Source organism: Asticcacaulis sp. P2_B1 (genome assembly GCF_056404915.1).
The window spans coordinates 71,342-89,863 of sequence record NZ_JBFUDD010000008.1 but is presented as its reverse complement, the minus strand read 5'-3'; the positions used below and the strand labels follow the sequence as shown (position 1 = coordinate 89,863).

Genomic DNA, 18,522 nt, shown 5'->3' with positions numbered 1-18,522 from the left:
CTGGGTGCCTTCCATGTTCCATCGCCGCCTTTTCCTGACCGCGCTCGCCTCAGCCATCGCCTCCCCTGCCTTGGCGAAGAACGCCGACTATATCGACCTGATGGCCGATTTCTGGCCGGTCTACGACAGGACGCTCAACAGGCCCGATCGCGCCGCTGCCTTGATGGCCGGTTTCTTCACGCCGCATGCCGACATCTATGACGGTTCGGGCGTCAAACTCAGCGAGGAGCGCATCACCAAATGGCTGCCGCAGTTCGATCCCACAGCTGACGATGTCCGCCGGCTGTGGCGGCATTTTCCGCGACAGTTCCGCAGGCACAATCAACATTTCGCGCAATTCCTGCCCGATTTCGACTCAAACCGCGCGCCCATCTATGTCATGCCATCCCTGTATAATTTCGACGGCCATCTGCAGCCGTGGCAGGGCAAGGTACCGCTGTTCCTGGGCCTGGATGGCATCATCAAATATCACGGGGCCAAGACCGATCTGTCGGTGCTGCTCGACCACGAATCCTTCCACCTGTATCAGGCCCAAGCTTATCCCGAACAAAGCCTCGACGCGACGCCGCAGGTCTATGTCGCGCTGTGGATGGAGGGCTGTGCCACCTATGTCAGCGGTTTGATGAATCCGAAGGCGTCACGCGTCAACGTCTTGCTCGATGATGCCGAACTCACCCAGGTGACGCCAGAGACGGTTCACGTGGCCGTGGCCGACCTGCTGACCTGCCTGGAATCGCGCGACGACAAGGATTATGGTCGTTTCTTCTATGCCAATTATAAGGGCTCGATCCCGTCGCGGATGGGGTATCTGATTGGGTTTAAAGTGGCTGAACGGCTGGGTAAGACGATGACACCGGCCCAGATGGCGCGTGTGCCGAATGATCAGTTGCTGGGGATTGTGCGGGATGTGTTGCAGGCGTTGTAAGGCCAGGAGGCACGCCTCCTGGACCTCGTAAGTCGTTCATTATAAATACTTAAAGCCGGGCCACTTCGGACCCGGCTTTAAGTATTTCTACGGACAAGTTATGGGGTCGAGGGGACGCATCCCCTCGCTTTACAAATTCTCCAGCACATACTCCGCGCTCGACACCCGGAATTCACCCGGCGCCTCAACGAACAGCTTGTCGACAACGCCGTCTTTGATCACGGCGGCGTAACGCTTCGACCGTGGCCCCATACCGAAACCGCTGCCGTCGAACTCAAGCCCCACTGCCTTGGCGAAATCGCCATTGCCGTCGGCCAGCAACACGACCTCGTCCGCAATACCCTGATCCTTGGCCCACGCTTTCATGACAAAATAGTCGTTGACCGACGTACAGGCGACGACATCGACACCCTTGGCTTTGAAATCGGCAGCATGGTCCTTGAAGCCCGGCAGGTGGCGCGCGCTACAGGTCGGGGTAAAGGCGCCCGGAACGGCAAACAGCACAACCGTCTTGCCGCCGAAAAAATCGCGCGACGCGGTCGATTTAGGACCCGCCTCGTCCACGACGGTTACGGGGACCTCCGGCAACTTATCACCAACTTGCAGCGTCATGGCAGGCTCCTTATATGTTTAAAACGTGATCCCCTATATAACTTTATCGGGGATCGCGCCAAGACCGGAAGGCGAATATATGTTAGTCTCGTATAAGACCAAGGATTTACACCCCAAGATGACGACAACCGAAACGCCAGAGGCCGACGCGCACACGTCCTACCAAGGACAACTGCTGATCGCCATGCCGTCCATGGCCGAACAGCCGTTCGACCACAGCGTCATCTATCTTTGCCAGCATGATGAACTGCACGCCATGGGCCTGGTGCTGAACCAGCCTATCAACGGGCTGAATTTCGGCAAGATGGCCCGGGAATTGGGTATCGAAGGCGCCGATGGGGCGACTTCGGCCATCAAGATCTATCGCGGCGGTCCGGTGCAAAACGATCGCGGCTTCGTGCTGCATACACTCGACTATGCGCTGGACGATATCACCCTTGACCTCGGTGGCCCCTATATAACGGTGGGTGAAGGTACGGAACAAGGCGTTGGTCTCACCGCGTCGCGCGACATACTGGTCGATCTGTCAACCGGAACCGGCCCGAAAAAGACCTTGATCGCGCTCGGCTATGCCGGCTGGGGCCCGGGACAACTGGAAACGGAGCTCAGCGCCAATGCCTGGCTTGTGGCGCCGGCCAGCCAGGAATTGCTGTTCGGCGGAGACCCGGAACATCTGTGGTCACGTGCGCTGGCCAGCATGGGCGTCGAGCCTGGCCACCTGTCGGGCACAGCTGGGCGGGCTTAAGGTATTTTGGCTTAGGCGATCAACGCATTGGTATTGTAACCCAAAGACGCCGCCAGAAAGGCCTCGGCCTCGATCGGCTTCAATGCCTTGGCGAAGCCCCAACCCTGCCCCAAACCACAGCCCAATCCGTTGAGGCGATTGGCCAAGGCCATGTTTTCCACGCCCTCGGCCACGACGTCCAAGCCAAGATCGCGCCCCAGCGTCAAGATGGCACGGACGATCTTTTCCGACGATTCCTCGTCCTGCATGGTCATGACGAACGACCGATCGATCTTAAGGGTGTCGAAAGGCAGCTTGGCGAGATAGCTGAGCGACGAGAAACCGGTGCCGAAATCGTCGAGCGCGATGCCGGCGCCGGCGTCGCGCAAGGCTTCCAACACCAGGGCCGTCGCTTGCGGATCGCGCATCACGTCGCTTTCGGTGACTTCGAGTTTCAAACACTTGCGCGGCAAGCCGGCTTCACGGATCAGGCGCGACACGTCCTCGACCAGATGCAGGCGCTCGATTTCCGGCGCCGACAGATTGACGCTGACGAAGAAGTCGATCGGCAGGGTATAGACCTTCATCCATCCCTTCAGATTATTGACCGTAGCGTTCAGGATGATGGTACCGAGGTCGACCATCATGCCGAGATCGCGTGCGGCGCCGAGGAAATGGTCGGGCGGGATGACGCCGCGCTTCGGATGCACCCAGCGCGCCAGGGCTTCGAAACCGGCGATGCGTCCGGTCGCCAGATTGACGATGGGTTGGAACCAGGCATGAATCTCGCCGCTGATAAAGGCCTTGCGCAGTTCGGCCTCCAAAGCCAGGCGCGTCAGGCCATCGCTTTCAAGATCGCGTTTGTAAGAGGCGACGCCGCCGACACCCTTTTGTTTGGCGGCTTCGACGGCCATTTCGGCGCGGCGCAACAGTTCGGCGCTTTCCAGGGCGGCAGCCCCGCCTTCGACCGAAACCGCCCCCATTGAAAAGGTCGGGTGAATGTCGAAGCCGGCGACCGTGATGGTGCGTTCCAAGGCATTGCGCATGCGCTCGGAGACGCGCGGAAAGCCGCGGGCGGTCAAGACGGCGAATTCATCTTCGCCCAGGCGCGCCAGCACGGAGTGGTCGCCAAAGGCGTCGCGCAAACGCTGGGCCAACAGGTTGAGCACGATATCGGCGCGCTCGTGGCCGAGGGCTTCGTTGAGACGGCGGAAGCGATTAAGGTCGCCTACGACCAGGTCATAGTCGCCTTCACGCGCCAGAAAATGCCCGGCGGCGCCGAGAAAGCCTTGGCGGTTATAGAGCCCCGTCAACGGATCGTGATTGACGTCATGGACGGCCAGGCCGCTGTCCATGGTTGATCTGGCGCGGCGTATATCGCGGCTCAATTCGGTCAGGGTGCCCAGAACAACGTGCTTGGCGACCTTGCGCCCCTTGAGATAGACGAGGCGTTGATCTTTCAGACGCAGCAGGCATTGCACGTGATCATCGGCCGGCAGATCGGCCATGGTCAGGACTTCGACGGAATGCAGCACGGATTCGAGCCGGCCGATCTCGCCCTTTTCGAACAGCGGCGCCAGATCGTCGAGCGTGATGCGGCCATGGATGGGCGGCAAGTCGAGCGCGCGCAGATCGCCTCGAAATTCGAAACGTCCTTGCGACAGGTCGTAAGACCATAACAGGCTGTCGGCGGCCTTCAGCGCTTCGGCCTGGACCTCGGCATTACCAAGGTCGGCCTGCGGATTACACTTGTGATTTACCGCCATGAGTAGATCGTGACCTGATTGGCTGTCGGAACCGGTCATCGTCCAGCCTTGATGATTGATGTCAGACATGTCTCTACCCGGAACCGCGCGCCCTGCCAAACGGACAATTTAACCATAATTGGTTACGTTTGGGATAAGGTGATGATGCTGCACCTGAGGATTTTATAAAGCTTCAGGCCGCCAGCAAATCGCCCATCGACCGTGGGCCCAAAAGCGCGCTGGCGAAGGTCTTTTGGCTGGCTATGCCGGAGCCTACGCGGACCAGGTCGTCGCGGCTGACTCGGTTAATCTCGGCCGCGACCTCGTCCAGCGTAAAGACCTTGGCATGGGTCGACATCTGGCTGGCAAAGGTACTGGCTCGCGATGCGGCACCTTCGTGATTGAGGAACAGCGAAGTCATGAATTGCGCCTTGGCGCGTTCGAGTTCGGCGACCGTCGGATCGGAAGCCAGTTCGCCCAAAACCTTTTGCACCAATTGGATCAAGGGTTCGACGTCCGCAGGAGCACAGCCGGCATAGATGCCGAAAACGCCGCCGTCGCGATAAGGCGTGGCGAACGAATCGATGGCATAGGCCAGGCCGCGCGCTTCACGTGCTTCCTGGAACAGGCGTGAGGCCATGCCGCCGCCCAGGATTTCACTGAACAAACGCAGCGGTATGATATCGGGATCAAGACGGCCGATAGCACTGAAACCGAGCGTGACATTGGCCTGTTCGATCTTGCGTTTATGGACGGCGCGATTGGGTGCGAAACTCAGCGGCACCGGCGCACCGAAACCGGCATGGGCCGGTACGCTGTCGATCAGCGGCTTGGCAACGTCATAAACCTCCGCCGGATCGACGCCGCCGGAGACGCAGATGACGATCTGATGCGGGGCGTAGAGCGTCTCGGCAAAGGCGCGCAGATTGAGCGGATTGGCCGGCTTCAAGCTTTGCTTGCTGCCGAGGATCGGGCGGCCGATCGCCTGGTCCGGAAACATGGCCGATTGCAGCAGATCGAAAACGTGGTCGTCGGGCGTGTCGAAGGCTTCATGGATTTCCTGCTCGACCACCTTCTTTTCACGAGTCAGCTCTTCGCCATCAAGGGTCGGGCGGAACATCAGATCGGTGACGATTTCCAGCGCTAACGGCAACAGCGAATTCAGGCCGCGGACCTCGAAACGGGTGTGTTCATAACCTGTCGAAGCATTGATGCTGCCGCCCTTGTGCTCGATGGCTTCGGCCAGTTCCATGGCGTTGCGCCCCCCCGCCCCCTTGAACACCATGTGTTCCAAAAGGTGCGCCCAACCCGACTGCGCTGCCGTTTCAAAACGGGCGCCGCCATAGATCAAGGCCGTCAGAGCAAAGGTCTTCAGGCCGTGCATCGGATCGACCAACAGGCGCAAGCCGTTGTCAAACTGGTAGAGCTTTTGGCCGTCGAGAATGGTTGAGTTCATATTAAGTCCGATATTCCATTTGCAGGATGCAAATGGCAAGCACAAGTGTGCGCCCGAGCTTTTGCGAGGAGCCTCGCGGCGCTTGAGCGGAAAGACTCAACGCGCCCTTGCGCGTTGATAAATAAAGGACCCGAACATGCCGAGCATTGCCCAGGCAAGGCCGAACCAGGTCAGGGCATATTCAAAATGGCGGTTGGGCAGAGGCGCAGTCAGCGGCCCTTGCGCCAGGCCGGCGATATGGGCGTTGGAACGCGAGAGATCAAGGACAACGAAATAATCGTCGCGCAGATCGGCCTTCAACACCGGCCCCATATCGGCGACCGAACGAAAATACCAGTCACTATCCGCAGGGCGATTGACCGGCGTCACCATGCCGGGTTTTTCAAAAGGCCTGAGCCGTCCTACCGGCGTAAGATCGGCGCCGTCGGCCAGGGTCAGTTTGGCGGTGGAAAAACCGAGATCGACCAGGACGCTCTTGCCACCGGCAACACCGCACGCCGTGAGGACGCGAAAACCGGGTTCACCGGCCAATTCGCTGTGCATATAGATGAAGCGCTCGGGCGCCAATGTGCAAGGCGGCAGGGTCACGGAGCGCCATGCCGGAGTTGCTTGGGTCAGCGCTTGTTCGGCAGGCACCGGCGGCATGGCTTCGGTGCGCGCCATGTCGTTGATCAAGCCTTCTTTCCACCGCAGGCGTTCCAATTGCCAGATGCCGAGGCCGTTGAGGAAGACAAAGGCAATGATGACGCTCACCAGCATGCCCTTTGGGACGGCGCGCAGGATTTCGGTGATGGACATCAATCCCGGACCTTGTGCCTGAGTTGGGAGGCGATCATCAATCCTTTCAGCACGGGCATCAGGATAAGACACAAAACGACGGCGAAAAGCGGCCAGACACCGAGCAAAAACAGGACCGGCCAGCTGTAGACCAGGAGGCTGACCATCAAACCGGCGCAAGTCAGGAAACCGGCGATCAGGATGACAAAGACGACGGGACCGTCTCCGGTGTCCGCCGCCTTGAATTTCTGCCCGCAGGCGGTGCAATTATCCGCCACTTTGAGGTAGGATTTATACAGCTTGCCCTTGCCGCATACCGGGCATTTGCCCATGGCCGCCGCTAAGAAGTTCACTTAATGCGTGCCGCCGAAGATGACGTAGATAAAGGCGAACAGGAAGAGCCAGACCACGTCGACGAAGTGCCAATACCAAGCGGCGGCTTCGAAACCGAAGTGCTTCTTCGGCGTGAAATCGCCGGCCAGAACACGCAACAGGCAGACGAACAGGAAGATCGTGCCGATGAGGACGTGGAAACCATGGAAGCCAGTCGCCATAAAGAAGGCCGAACCGTAGAGGTTGGCGGCGCCGGTCGCATCGGCGGCATCGGGCAGCAGGAAGAAGTGGAAATTATGTTCCTTGATGACTTCCATATATTCGTTGGCCTGGACGCAGGTGAACAGGACGCCGAGGATAACCGTCAGGATCAGGCCCCACTTGGCGCCATTGCGGTCGTTGACCTGAAGGGCATGGTGCGCCCAGGTAACCGTTGTGCCCGAGGTCAGCAGCAGCAGGGTGTTGACCAGCGGCAATTGCCAGGCGTCAAGCGTTTCGACGCCTTCCGGCGGCCATTTCGACCAGGCCGTCTTGACTTCGTCGATCGCCTCGGCAGCGCCGGATCGGTGACCGTGGAACAGGGCCATTTCGAAGAACATCCAGAAGAAGGCGACGAAGAACATGACTTCGGAGCAGATGAACATGATCATGCCGTAGCGCAGCCCCAGCTGCACTACCGGGGTATGATCGCCCGCCTTCGATTCCTTGATGACATCGCGCCACCACACGAACATGGTCAGCAGGATACCGGCGATGCCGACGAACAGCAGCCACCAGGTGCCTTTCGGCTCGCCGAACAGGCCACGCATGCCCATGACCATGCCAAAAGCCCAGATCAGGCCGGAGGCCGAACCGAGCAACGGCCACGGGCTGGGGTTGATGATATGATAGTCGTGTTTAACGCCGTGATGGGCCATCGAGCTTAACTCACCTATTTTGCTCTGCGTCGAAGCGCAGTTGTTCGTATCTTGCGGGCACAAGGCCGGAAATCCCGTTTATGCCAATTCCTTTTCAAACACAATGCAACGCGGCGCACAAATCGACTAGATTTCCAGGCTTTGATGCGTTTTTGCATGCAAGCCTGGCAAGCACGACCGTGCGCCCGAGCTTATGCGAGGAGCCATGCGGCGCTTGAGCTTAATCATTCTGTTTTTGTCGTGCTTTGGCCGTCTTTCGCTTCGAAAAAGGTATAGGACAGGGTCACGTCCTTGACCGTCTTCGTGTCGGTGTTCGTCATCAGCTTGGGATCGAGGAAGTACAGCACCTGAAACTGGCGCGACTCCCCCGGCTGAAGGGTCTGATTGGTAAAGCAGAAGCATTGCAGCTTCATGAAGTATGGGCCCATGGTGTCGGGCAGGACGTTGAAACTGGCGCGGCCGGTCACCGGATGATCGGCATTGTTACGCACGCTGAACTGAATCAGCGCGGTCTTGCCGACCCGCGTGTCGATATAGGGTTTGTCAGGCTTAAAGCTCCACTGGATACCGTTGGTGTTGGAATCGAAGTGGACGCGGATGATGGTATTGGTCTCCTGCGACTCAGCCAGGGCGACACGCGCCTTGCGGGCGGTGCCGTTGAAGCCGGTAGCGGTGCAGAAGGCGCGATAGAGCGGCACGCTGGCATAGGCCAGGCCGCCCATGAAGACGAGCGCCCCCACCAAAATCAACACCATGCGGGAGTTTTTACTCATGGTCAGTGTGAAGCGGCGATCGAAGCGCTGGTGACCTGTTTCGTCACGCTGTCGCGGTGCAGGCCTTGCGCCATGCGCGCCATCGACACGAAGAAGACGAGGATGACGAAGGCAGCCAAGCCTAAGCCGATGAACAGGTTGCGTTGCTTTTGAGCCTTGAGATAGGCCTGTTTGTCGTCTTCGGTTGTCATGGCAGGAATCCCGAGATCAGGTGCTCGATCAGCAAGGTGGCGAACAGTGCCGTCAAATAGAGAATGGAAAAGGCGAACAGGTTGCGCGCCGCCATGGCTTCCTTCTTAACATCGTAGAGACTGTGCTCACCACCTTCCGGATGGTCGCCGGCACGCGACAAAAAGACGCGGACAGCGAGATAGACGAAGAAGGCACCGCCCAGGATCGACACGGCGGCATAGGCGAGACCGCCCATGCCAAAGGCTATCGGCAAACAGGCGACGGGCGCCATAACCAGGCTGTAGATGAGAATTTGCAGGCGCGTCGATTTGGCGCCCTTGACAACCGGCATCATCGGAATGCCGGCATTGGCATAGTCTTCCGTGGTGTAAAGCGCCAGCGCCCAGCTGTGCGGCGGCGTCCACAAAAAGATGATGGCGAATAGTATCCAGGCTTCCAGGGGAGCGTGGCCGGTCGCGGCGGCCCACCCGATCACCGGCGGAAACGCGCCGGCGGCGCCGCCGATGACGATATTCTGCGGCGTGCGACGCTTCAGGATCATGGTGTAGAAGACGACATAATAGACGATGGTCAGGGCCAACAGGCCAGCCGCCAACCAGCTATCCAGCGCCAGGCCCATGGTCATGACAGACAGGAAGGCCAGGATGCCACCGAAGGCCAGGGCGTCGTTCTTTGTCACACGCCCGGCCGCCACAGGACGCAGGCGCGTACGCCGCATCAGGGCGTCTGTTTCACCTTCCAGAGCCATATTGAGCGCGCCGGCCGAGCCGGCCCCCAGGGCGACGCAGAGGATGGCGACCGTAGCCAGAAACCAGTTGAGGTGGCCGTTCGAAATGACCAGCCCTGTTACGGCCGTGAAGATGACCAGCGACATGACACGCGGCTTGAGCAACTGGAAATATTCACCGGGCGTACCGCGCATGGCCTTTGACGCATAGGCCGCCTGATAATTGGCGGCCAGTTGCTCGCGTGTCATCGGCATGTCCGGCTTTCTCGCCTTCTTCACCTCAGATTGGGATTTTGGATCGGAGCTCAAATTCTGCGCCTTGAATGAAGAAGGGGGTGAAGATCGCTTGAACCTTCACCCCCCGATTTTAGTTTACGACTGAAAGGCTTAGTGCTCTTCGTCGTCTTTTATCACCGGCAGTTCCGAGAACTGGTGATAGGGCGGCGGCGAGGACAGTGTCCATTCCAGGGTCGTGGCACCTTCACCATAGGGGTTGGCTTCACCCTTGCGACGAACGATGGCGGCTTCGATGCACATCACCAGGAAGACAATGACACCGACCAGGGTAATAGCATAGCCGATCGACGAGATCTGGTTCCAGTAGGTGAACCCGGTCGGATAGTCGATGTAACGGCGCGGCATACCCTGCATACCCAGGAAGTGTTGCGGGAAGAAGATCAGGTTGACGCCGATGAACATGATCCAGAAGTGCAGGTGACCGAGGAACTCATTGTACTTGATGCCGTACATCTTCTCGAACCAGTAGTAGAAGCCGGCGAAGATCGAGAAGACGGCGCCCAGCGACAACACGTAGTGGAAGTGGGCGACGACGTAATAGGTGTCTTGCAGCGAGTAGTCGACCGCGGCGTTGGACAGTACGACACCGGTAACGCCGCCGACGGTGAACAGGAAGATAAAGCCGATCGCCCATACCATCGGTACCTTGAACTCGATCGAGCCGCCCCACATGGTGGCGATCCAAGAGAACACCTTCACGCCCGTCGGCACCGCGATGACCATGGTGGCCATAACGAAATAGGCACGCAGGTCGAAGCTCATGCCGACCGTATACATGTGGTGAGCCCACACGATGAAGCCGACGAAGCCGATGGCGACCATGGCATAGGCCATGGCGAGATAACCGAAGATAGGCTTCTTCGAACAGGTCGAAACGATGTGCGAAATGATGCCGAAACCCGGCAGGATGAGGATGTAGACTTCCGGGTGACCGAAGAACCAGAACAGATGCTGGAACATGATCGGGTCGCCGCCGCCGTTCGGGTCGAAGAACGAGGTGCCGAAGTTACGGTCGGTCAGCAGCATGGTGATGGCGCCGGCCAGAACCGGCAGGGACAGCAACAGCAGGAAGGCGGTGACCAGAACCGACCAGGCGAACAACGGCATACGGTGCAGGGTCATGCCCGGCGCGCGCATGTTGAAAATCGTGGTGATGAAGTTGATCGCGCCCAGGATGGACGATGCACCCGCCAGGTGGAGCGACAGAATGACCAGGTCCATGGCCTGTCCAGGCGACCCGACGCGGCTCGACATCGGCGGGTACATGGTCCAGCCGCCGGCGAAGCCGTGCTGTCCCTCACCCGGGCCCGAAGGCGTGAAGATCGAGGTGCAGAGCAGGATCCACGACGCGACCAGCAGCCAGAACGAGATGTTGTTGAGGCGCGGGAAAGCCATGTCGGGCGAACCGATCATGATCGGCACAAACCAGTTGCCGAAGCCGCCGATCATAGCGGGCATGACCATGAAGAAGATCATGATAACGGCGTGGGCCGTTACGACGGAGTTATAGGCGTGTTTCGCGTTGTCGGGATTGCTGAGGTTGAACAGCCCCAAATGGTCGAGCAGCGAACCGTGGGCAAAAACCTGCAAGCCGGGTTCGTACAGTTCCCAACGGATCAGGCCGGAGAACGACCCGCCGACAATGCCGGCCATGATGGCGAACATCAGGTAGAGCGTGCCGATATCCTTGTGGTTGGTCGTAAAGATCCAACGGTCGAGGAAACCGGGCTTGTGCTCGTGAGCGTGATCATCGTGGTGATCGTGAGAGGCGGCGGCGGTGGCCATGGGGATCTATCTCTCTTACTTGTATTTAGTTCGCGGGCGCCGCAGCGGCTGCGGAAGCGGAAGACGTTGTACCTGTGGCAGCGGCGGGAGCCCCCGCGACCGGAGCGGCGGCAGAGCCGCTGGCCGAAGCATCGGCAGGGGCGCCCGAGGCAGCTGCTGCACTGGCGGCCGCAGCGTCGGACGCCGAGGCGGCGGAAGCGGCCGCTGAAGCCGCGGCATCAGCCGCCAACATGGCGCGGGTTTTGCCACCGGCCTTGATGATATAGGCGTCGAAATTCGCATCGCTGACGACCTGGACTTCAATCGGCATATAGGCGTGGTCCTTGCCGCACAATTCCGAACACTGACCATAGAAGGTCCCGATGCGGGTAGCCTTGAACCAGGTATTGTTCAGACGGCCTGGAACAGCGTCTATCTTGAAGCCGAAGGCCGGCACGGTGAAGGAGTGGATGACGTCGGCGCCGGTGACTTCGACATGGACGACACGATTGACCGGAACGACCAGCTTGTTGTCGACTTCCAGCAGGTAGGGAATATTGGCGGCCTTGGCCTTCTTGATATCCAGCGCGTCGGGCAGGATGCGCGACTCGACATCGGTGACACCCAGTTCAGGATAGTCGTAGGTCCAGAACCATTGGTTGCCGGTCGCCTTTACGACAACGTCCGGTGTCGGCATATCGTTTTCGTACTTCAGCAGCGACAGCGAGAAGATGGCGATGACGACCAGGATGATGACCGGGCCGAGCGTCCAGATGATTTCGATCAGGGTGTTGTGCGAGAAGCGCGCGGGAACCGGGTTGGACTTCTTGTTGTAGCGGAAGACGATCCAGGCCAGCAGGGCCAGAACGAGCAGCGAGATGACGGTGATAACGGGAAACAGGCCGTAATCGTAGAAGTGCTCGACCTTGACCTTGAACAAGGTCGCTGCGGGCTGCCAGCCCATCGCCTTGTCCGTCGGTTGGCCTTCGTTCAACGGCTCGGCAAAGGCCGAAACGGAAAGCGCGCTTCCCAGCAGAAATGTCGCAACAGCTGCCGAAGCGGCTTTGAACAGCGCTCGCATGCCCATTCGAGAATACCTCATCCTAAGGCCGCGAGAGCGGCCGTACCCTTTGAAATTCTTGTCGGCGAGACCGCAAAACACCCGCATGACTCATGCATACGGCGAAGCAGAACCAGCCATTGAGAGTGATCCCATAATGCCTTCACAAGAAAATGCAAAGGGCAAAAAAGCGAATGTCCAGTTTTATCAACGCCGCGTGCGCAAAAACAGGCAGGCCTTGGGTTTGGCAATAAGCGGCATGCGGTCTTATGTCGCAGGGGTGCGTCAGTTTTTCGCCCGTGACCGGACTTTGGCCATAGCCATTCGCAACCGTGATGCTTAAATAGACATCGATACGTAATTTTACAAAGAGTTCGTCATGGCCGATTCCCTCGATTCTCTGTCTGTCGCCACCGATTGGGGCGATTTCGACATAGCCGCTGCCCAGGGCGCGCTGGAAGAGGCCTTGAACGGCGCCGACGATGGCGAAATCTTTATCGAGAAGAAGGAAAGCGAATCCCTGTTGTTCGACGACGGCCGGCTGAAATCATCGGCCTACGGCGCCGACCAGGGTTTCGGCTTTCGCGTCGTCGCCGACGAGACCATCGGTTTCGCCAACAGCGCCGAATTGTCGTTGGACGCCATTCATCGCGCCTCGGAAGCCGCCGTCCTGGCCAAAAAGGGCAAGGCCGTCAATGTTGCGGTGGCCGGCAATCCGGTGCGCTCCAACCAAAGCTATTACAAGGCCCATGATCCCCTGGGCGAAATGGCCTTCGCCGACAAGATCGCCCTGCTCCAGGCCATGGACGCCTATGCCCGCGACCGCAATCCGAATGTCGTCCAGGTGTCGGCATCTCTGGCCTGCGATAAACGCGCCATCACTATCCTGCGCTCGGGCGGCGAAATCTATCACGACTACCGCCCCCTCGTCCGCCTCAATGTCAGCGTCTCGGTCGAGAAGAACGGCCACCGCGAAACGGCCTCCATGGGCGGTGGCGGCCGTATCTCATGGTTCGATATCACCCAGCCGGAAAAGTGGCAGGCCCAGGTCGACGAAGCCATCCGCATGGCCTTCGTCAATCTTGACGCCGTCGCGGCGCCGGCCGGCGAAATGGATATCGTGCTCGGGCCAGGCTGGCCGGGCGTGCTGCTGCACGAAGCCGTCGGCCATGGTCTGGAAGGCGACTTCAACCGCAAGGGCACCTCGGCCTTCTCGGGCAAGATGGGCAAACAGGTCGCATCCAAAGGCGTGACCGTGGTCGATGACGGCACCATCCGCGACGCGCGCGGTTCGCTCAATATCGACGACGAAGGCACGCCGACCTCCTGCACCACCCTGATCGAAGACGGCATATTGGTCGGCTATATGCATGACCGCCTGTCGGCACGGCAGATGGGCACACATGCGACCGGCAACGGCCGCAGGCAGTCCTATGCGCACCAACCCCTGCCCCGCATGACCAATACCTTCATGCGCGGCGGCCAGGACAAGCAGGCCGATATGATCGCCGGCGTCAAAAAGGGGCTGTTCGCCGTCAATTTCGGCGGCGGACAGGTCGATATCACCAACGGCAAATTCGTTTTCCAATGCACCGAGGCCTATCTGATTGAGGACGGCAAGGTGACTTCACCGGTCAAGGGAGCGTCGCTGATCGGCGATGGCCCCGCGGCGATGAGCCAGATCGATATGATCGGCGACGATTTCCGCTTCGACCCCGGCGTCGGCACCTGCGGCAAGGGCGGCCAAAGCGTGCCGGTCGGCATCGGTCAGCCCAGCCTGCGCATCCGCGGTTTGACGGTCGGCGGCACCTCTTAAGCGCGGCTGCTTCGGTCAACTGTGGCGGCAATGTGGTGAAGACAGGGGCACCCAGGTTGCGGAAGATTAAATCTTTGTCATGATTAACTTTTTTGATGTACGAAAATTGCCGTAGTTTCTTTTGACAAAGCTTTGTTTCCGCTCACATTTCCGATTTCTGTCCCTGATTTCGCGGCCGAAGTCCGCTAAAATGGTTACAGCAGTTTAACTTGTCATAAGCTCCTGCCCGGTTATCTCGTTGCCGAAACAATGATCGTCTCTCGCGGTCGTTGACCGGGGAACTGAGTACCATGCGCTACTATCTGACGTCCGCCCTCACCTGTCTCGTGTTGGCCGGCTTGGGCACCTCAGCCCAGGCCCAGGATGCCGCTGCGGCGCCTACAACAGCGACGCCGGTCGTTGCCACCGACGGCGCCAACCAGGTCATCAAATATCAGCCCGACTATTTCACTGAATTCCAGGTCTCATCGGCGCTCGACATGGTGTTCCATGTCCCGGGTTTCAGCTTCAATCGCGGCGAAGAAGTGCGTGGCTTTGCCGGCGCCGCCGGCAATGTCCTGATCGATGGCCAGCGCCCGGCCAGCAAGAGTGGCCTCGATGAGACCCTGGGCAATATTTCTTCCGCCCAGGTAGACCACGTCGAGCTGATCATCGGCGGCGCGCCCGGCATCGACATGCAGGGTTACCGCCAGATCGTCAATGTCGTGCGCAAGTCCGGCGGCAAGCCTGTCATCCAGTTCGGCGGCAACGTCAAAACCTTCCCGCAGCACGCCCGGCCGGCCGGTTTCTTCAGCTATGCCAGCAACAAGGACGGCAAGACGACCGACTTCTACATGGAGGCCTTCGGTTTCCGCGACAACGGCGTCAACAATACCCAGCGCTATACCTATCTTCCGGATTACAGCGATCCCTCACCCGACCACATGTTCATTCATCAATGGGCGGGCGGCACCGGTCACCAGGAAAAGTTCGATCACTCGCGGCCTTTCCTGGGCGGCAAGCTGTCGTTCAACGGCAATTATAATCCGATCGATTACGACTACGACGCCGACTACATCTCCGACGACGATACAGCCAGGGAACATCTCGATCTCAAGGAAATTGAGAGCGAATTGGGCATGCAGTACGAGCGCTCGTTGACTAAGACGCTGAAGATGGACCTGAACGCCCTGCGGCGCTACGACCGCCTCAGCCAGGACGATGTCTTCCACGATGGCGACGACGTCGGTCACTACCGTTCGCTGGCCCTGACGTCCGAACATATTTTCAGCGCCAAACTGACCTGGCAGCCCAATGACAAGCTGACCTATAAGTTCGGCGCCGAAAGCGCGCTCAACAGCCTGGATAACAGTTCGCTCTACACTCAGAACGACACGACCCAGAATGTGCCGTTCGACCGTGTCTTTGTCGAGGAAGACCGCAAGGAATATTACGCCACGCGCAACTGGGCGGCGACGGCCAAGATCAATATTGAGACCGGCCTCAAGGTTGAGACTTCGACGATTTCGGTCCGGCAGGACAACCGCTCGCAATCTTTCGTCTACCCGAAGCCATCGTTGCAGATCGTGTGGTCGCCTACGAAAAAATTAAAACTGAGCTGGCGCAGCGAGCGCGTAGTCGGACAGCTGAATTTCAGCGATTTCGCTTCATCGGTGTCGTTGGAGACCACGGTCGTAAAGGCCGGCAATCCGGCGATCGTGCCGCAGAAGGAATGGCAGAACGGTCTGACAGTCGACTACAGTTTCTGGGACAAGGGTGCCATTACGCTGGGCTACAAGCACGCGGCGCTGGAAGACACGCTCGACTTCGCTCCGATCATCACTGATGACGGCGTCTTCAATGCGCGTGGCAATATCGGTGAAGGCACGCGCGACGAGGCCAGTATTTCGCTCACCCTTCCCACGGACAAGCTGCATATCAAGGGCGGCGAGTTGAAGATCGACTATACGCGCATCAAGTCGAGCGTCACCGACCCGACGACCCATCGCACTCGGGCCATTTCGAATTTGAACCCGGATAATTACAGCATTGTCTTCAACCAAAACTTCCCGAAGTCGCGGACCAGTTGGGGCGTCGAGTTCGACAGCCTGAACAATTCGCCGTCGTACCAGGCAACGGAATATTATCGTAACAAGTCGGCGCCGTGGATGTCGCTGTACGCGGAGTACAAGTCGAAGGACAATATCACCTACGGCGTGGTGTTGCAGAACGCCTTACGTCGCCGCGATCAGAATGACCGGATTGTATGGACGGGGCTGCGGGACGATAGCGCGATCCAGCGGATCGAGCACAATGTGTCGTATAACAAGCCGTTCTTTATCTTCCGGATCAAGAAAGAGCTCTAAGACTAACGGGGTTTGGGGGCTGTGCCCCCAAGTCTTTCCAGGTTTCCTTCTTTGACCTGGCCCTTATGGGCCAAGGATCAAAGATGGAAGCAAGAGAAGATGTGGGGTCGCGGACCCCACGCCCCGTTAGTTTAGCGCACTTCCGTTTCCAGAACCTCCGGCGTCGAGTCGTTCACACCATGCGACCAGCCCTTGATAAAGAACGACAAGGCAAACAACCCAACACCAAACGCAATCGTCATCAACCCGATCTGGCTGAACACCGTCAATGATGTACGCAGCGCTGCCCCTGGATCGACAACCTCGCCACCGATCGTAAACGACGCCGTCATCTCGGTAATCTTGCCGCCGAGGAATTGCGACCACGACAAACCAGTGAACCACAAGGCCATCATGGTCGACACCACCATGGCCGGCGACAGCTTGGTCTGCTGCGACAAGCCCACCGGCGACAAGGCCATCTCACCGATCGTCGTCAACAGATAGTTCAGCACCAGGAAGATCAGCGGTAACTGGAAGGCGCTATTGGCCAAGGGTGCCGCCCATACCAACACCATGAACCCCAAACCCGTCGCCACGATCCCGACCGAGAACTTCTTGACCGGATCCGGATCTTTGCCGCGCTTGCCCAAAAAGGTAAACAGGGCCGCGAATATCGGCGCCAGGATCAAGATAAAACCCGTATTGATCGACTGGGTCTGCGCCGCGGTGATCCCCATATTGACCCAGGTCGTGCCCGCCGGCACGCCGCCCATGGCCGCCACCTGCTTCGTCGAGGCCAGCAAGAACTGCCCCAAATGAATCGGCGCCGGCAGGAATTCAAGATTGACATTGCGGTCGGTAAACAAGCTCAGAGCCGAGCCCGACAACTCCTCGAGCGTAAAAAAGACGATCGAAGCCAGGCTCAAAATCAAAGCCAGGGCGATGCGGAAATTCTCCGCCCGGCTAAACCGCGTGCACATGTTGTAGATGACATAGCCCAGCATCAGGATGGACAATCCGCACAACACATAGAAGACGATGGTGTTCTTTTGCACCAGGAAATAAATCAGGGCTATGCTGGCCACCACGAGCAGATAGATCAGGTTTTCCTTGCTGATGACATTGCCGACCTTGACCTTCAAAGCCTCCGGATCGGGCGCGCTGCCCTTGCACTGCAGCCAGCTCTTGCCCAGCAGGAAGATCAACAGGCCCGCCAGCATGCCGACGCCGGCCAGGCCGAAACCATAGCCCCAGCCGTAGGTCTGGCCCAACCAACCGCACAGGATGGCCGCCCAGAACGAGCCGAGATTGATGCCGAAATAATAGAGCTGGAAACCGGCGTCGCGGCGCGGGTCGCGATCGCGATACAGTTGGCCGACAATGGTTGATATGTTGGGTTTAAGGAACCCGACCCCCATGATGATCAACGACACCGACAGATAAAAGGCGCTTTCCGCCCACGGCGTCACGACCTTGACGCCCGTCTGGTACTGGCCCTTGGCCAGGGTCGCCGGCACCGGCGCACCAGTTGGCAAGCCTTGAATGGTCAGGTTTTCCGTGTCGTCGGAAGAGACCGAATAGAGCTTGTCATCCAATTTGAGCTTGGATGTCTTGTCGTCCATCTTGACGAATTCATAGCTGTGGCCCTGATAAACCAGGGTCTGCTGCGCCGGCGCGCCTTCGAACGCCATGCCGAAGTGACCGAGCACCAGCAATATGCCACCGAAGATGACCGCCTTGCGCGTCCCGATCCAACGATCCGCCACCAGGCCGCCGATCAGCGGCATCAGATAGATCATGGTGGCGTAGGAGGAATACTGCTGGGCGGCGTGGCTGTCGGTAAACAGGAATTGCTTGGTCAAATAATAGATCAGCAGGCCCCGCATGCCGTAGTAGGAAAAGCGCTCCCACATCTCGGTGAAAAAGCAGATCACCAACCCCTTCGGATGGGTGCGCAATTGCAGGAAAACCGGTATCCCGGTTGCGATCGTAATGACGAAGCCGGCGATAAGGACGAGATTGAGCATAAGGCGTGGCCCCTGAGAACGGTATACCATCCGCCGAACAGATGGTTACA

17 protein-coding genes are annotated in these 18,522 nt (G+C 58.9%); 5 read left to right on the top strand and 12 right to left on the bottom strand.

All coding sequences use genetic code 11. From position 1 onward, the window contains the following. Nucleotides 1-13 precede the first annotated feature (13 nt). Nucleotides 14-925, top strand: coding sequence for a DUF2268 domain-containing putative Zn-dependent protease (locus AC1DX3_RS16715; RefSeq protein WP_476990456.1), 912 nt, complete (start codon nucleotides 14-16; stop codon nucleotides 923-925). A gap of 129 nt (nucleotides 926-1,054) precedes the next feature. On the opposite strand, the gene AC1DX3_RS16710 is transcribed toward AC1DX3_RS16715, so the two are convergent. Continuing rightward, nucleotides 1,055-1,537 carry a redoxin family protein gene (locus AC1DX3_RS16710; protein WP_476990455.1) on the bottom strand — a complete coding sequence of 161 codons (483 nt, stop codon included), beginning with the start codon at nucleotides 1,535-1,537 and terminating at the stop codon, nucleotides 1,055-1,057. Between the two features lie 118 nt (nucleotides 1,538-1,655). On the opposite strand from AC1DX3_RS16710, the gene AC1DX3_RS16705 reads away from it, so the two are divergent. Then, nucleotides 1,656-2,282 (top strand): YqgE/AlgH family protein, encoded by a 627-nt coding sequence (locus AC1DX3_RS16705; protein ID WP_476990454.1) that lies wholly within the window; start codon nucleotides 1,656-1,658, stop codon nucleotides 2,280-2,282. An 11-nt stretch (nucleotides 2,283-2,293) separates the two neighbouring features. On the opposite strand, the gene AC1DX3_RS16700 is transcribed toward AC1DX3_RS16705, so the two are convergent. From AC1DX3_RS16700 to coxB, 10 genes are all read right to left on the bottom strand, one after another. Next, entirely contained in the window at nucleotides 2,294-4,096 is a 1,803-nt protein-coding gene (locus tag AC1DX3_RS16700) for a putative bifunctional diguanylate cyclase/phosphodiesterase (RefSeq protein WP_476990453.1), read from the bottom strand. Between the two features lie 103 nt (nucleotides 4,097-4,199). Then, on the bottom strand, nucleotides 4,200-5,462 hold the full coding sequence (locus AC1DX3_RS16695; protein WP_476990452.1) for a M16 family metallopeptidase: 1,263 nt from the start codon (nucleotides 5,460-5,462) through the stop codon (nucleotides 4,200-4,202). A gap of 96 nt (nucleotides 5,463-5,558) precedes the next feature. After that, nucleotides 5,559-6,260 carry an SURF1 family protein gene (locus AC1DX3_RS16690; protein WP_476990451.1) on the bottom strand — a complete coding sequence of 234 codons (702 nt, stop codon included), beginning with the start codon at nucleotides 6,258-6,260 and terminating at the stop codon, nucleotides 5,559-5,561. Next, nucleotides 6,260-6,592, bottom strand: coding sequence for a DUF983 domain-containing protein (locus AC1DX3_RS16685; RefSeq protein WP_476990450.1), 333 nt, complete (start codon nucleotides 6,590-6,592; stop codon nucleotides 6,260-6,262). Before AC1DX3_RS16685 ends, AC1DX3_RS16690 begins: the two co-directional genes overlap by 1 nt. Beyond that, nucleotides 6,593-7,489: a cytochrome c oxidase subunit 3 gene (locus AC1DX3_RS16680; protein WP_476990449.1), complete on the bottom strand. Its 897-nt coding sequence runs from the start codon at nucleotides 7,487-7,489 to the stop codon at nucleotides 6,593-6,595. It abuts the gene before it with no gap. A gap of 224 nt (nucleotides 7,490-7,713) precedes the next feature. Then, entirely contained in the window at nucleotides 7,714-8,262 is a 549-nt protein-coding gene (locus AC1DX3_RS16675) for a cytochrome c oxidase assembly protein (RefSeq protein ID WP_476990448.1), read from the bottom strand. A 2-nt stretch (nucleotides 8,263-8,264) separates the two neighbouring features. Next, nucleotides 8,265-8,453: a hypothetical protein gene (locus AC1DX3_RS16670; RefSeq protein WP_476990447.1), complete on the bottom strand. Its 189-nt coding sequence runs from the start codon at nucleotides 8,451-8,453 to the stop codon at nucleotides 8,265-8,267. Further along, nucleotides 8,450-9,430 (bottom strand): heme o synthase, encoded by a 981-nt coding sequence (locus AC1DX3_RS16665; protein ID WP_476990549.1) that lies wholly within the window; start codon nucleotides 9,428-9,430, stop codon nucleotides 8,450-8,452. Before AC1DX3_RS16665 ends, AC1DX3_RS16670 begins: the two co-directional genes overlap by 4 nt. A gap of 138 nt (nucleotides 9,431-9,568) precedes the next feature. Next, nucleotides 9,569-11,263, bottom strand: a complete 1,695-nt coding sequence (ctaD, locus tag AC1DX3_RS16660; RefSeq protein ID WP_476990446.1) for a cytochrome c oxidase subunit I — start codon at nucleotides 11,261-11,263, stop codon at nucleotides 9,569-9,571. A 25-nt stretch (nucleotides 11,264-11,288) separates the two neighbouring features. After that, a complete protein-coding gene (coxB, locus tag AC1DX3_RS16655) occupies nucleotides 11,289-12,329 on the bottom strand; it encodes a cytochrome c oxidase subunit II (protein WP_476990445.1) in 1,041 nt (346 codons plus the stop codon). Between the two features lie 79 nt (nucleotides 12,330-12,408). Here coxB and AC1DX3_RS16650 point away from each other — a divergent pair, with 79 nt between their 5' ends. The 3 genes from AC1DX3_RS16650 to AC1DX3_RS16640 all read left to right on the top strand — a co-directional run bounded on the left by AC1DX3_RS16650 (nucleotide 12,409) and on the right by AC1DX3_RS16640 (nucleotide 16,463). Continuing rightward, nucleotides 12,409-12,645, top strand: coding sequence for a hypothetical protein (locus AC1DX3_RS16650; protein WP_476990444.1), 237 nt, complete (start codon nucleotides 12,409-12,411; stop codon nucleotides 12,643-12,645). 36 nt (nucleotides 12,646-12,681) lie between these two features. Further along, nucleotides 12,682-14,118, top strand: a complete 1,437-nt coding sequence (gene tldD, locus AC1DX3_RS16645; protein ID WP_476990443.1) for a metalloprotease TldD — start codon at nucleotides 12,682-12,684, stop codon at nucleotides 14,116-14,118. A gap of 290 nt (nucleotides 14,119-14,408) precedes the next feature. Continuing rightward, nucleotides 14,409-16,463: a TonB-dependent receptor plug domain-containing protein gene (locus AC1DX3_RS16640; protein WP_476990442.1), complete on the top strand. Its 2,055-nt coding sequence runs from the start codon at nucleotides 14,409-14,411 to the stop codon at nucleotides 16,461-16,463. Nucleotides 16,464-16,594: 131 nt separating this feature from the next. Here AC1DX3_RS16640 and AC1DX3_RS16635 read toward each other — a convergent pair whose 3' ends face one another. Then, nucleotides 16,595-18,472, bottom strand: coding sequence for a peptide MFS transporter (locus tag AC1DX3_RS16635; protein WP_476990441.1), 1,878 nt, complete (start codon nucleotides 18,470-18,472; stop codon nucleotides 16,595-16,597). Nucleotides 18,473-18,522: the final 50 nt, after the last annotated feature.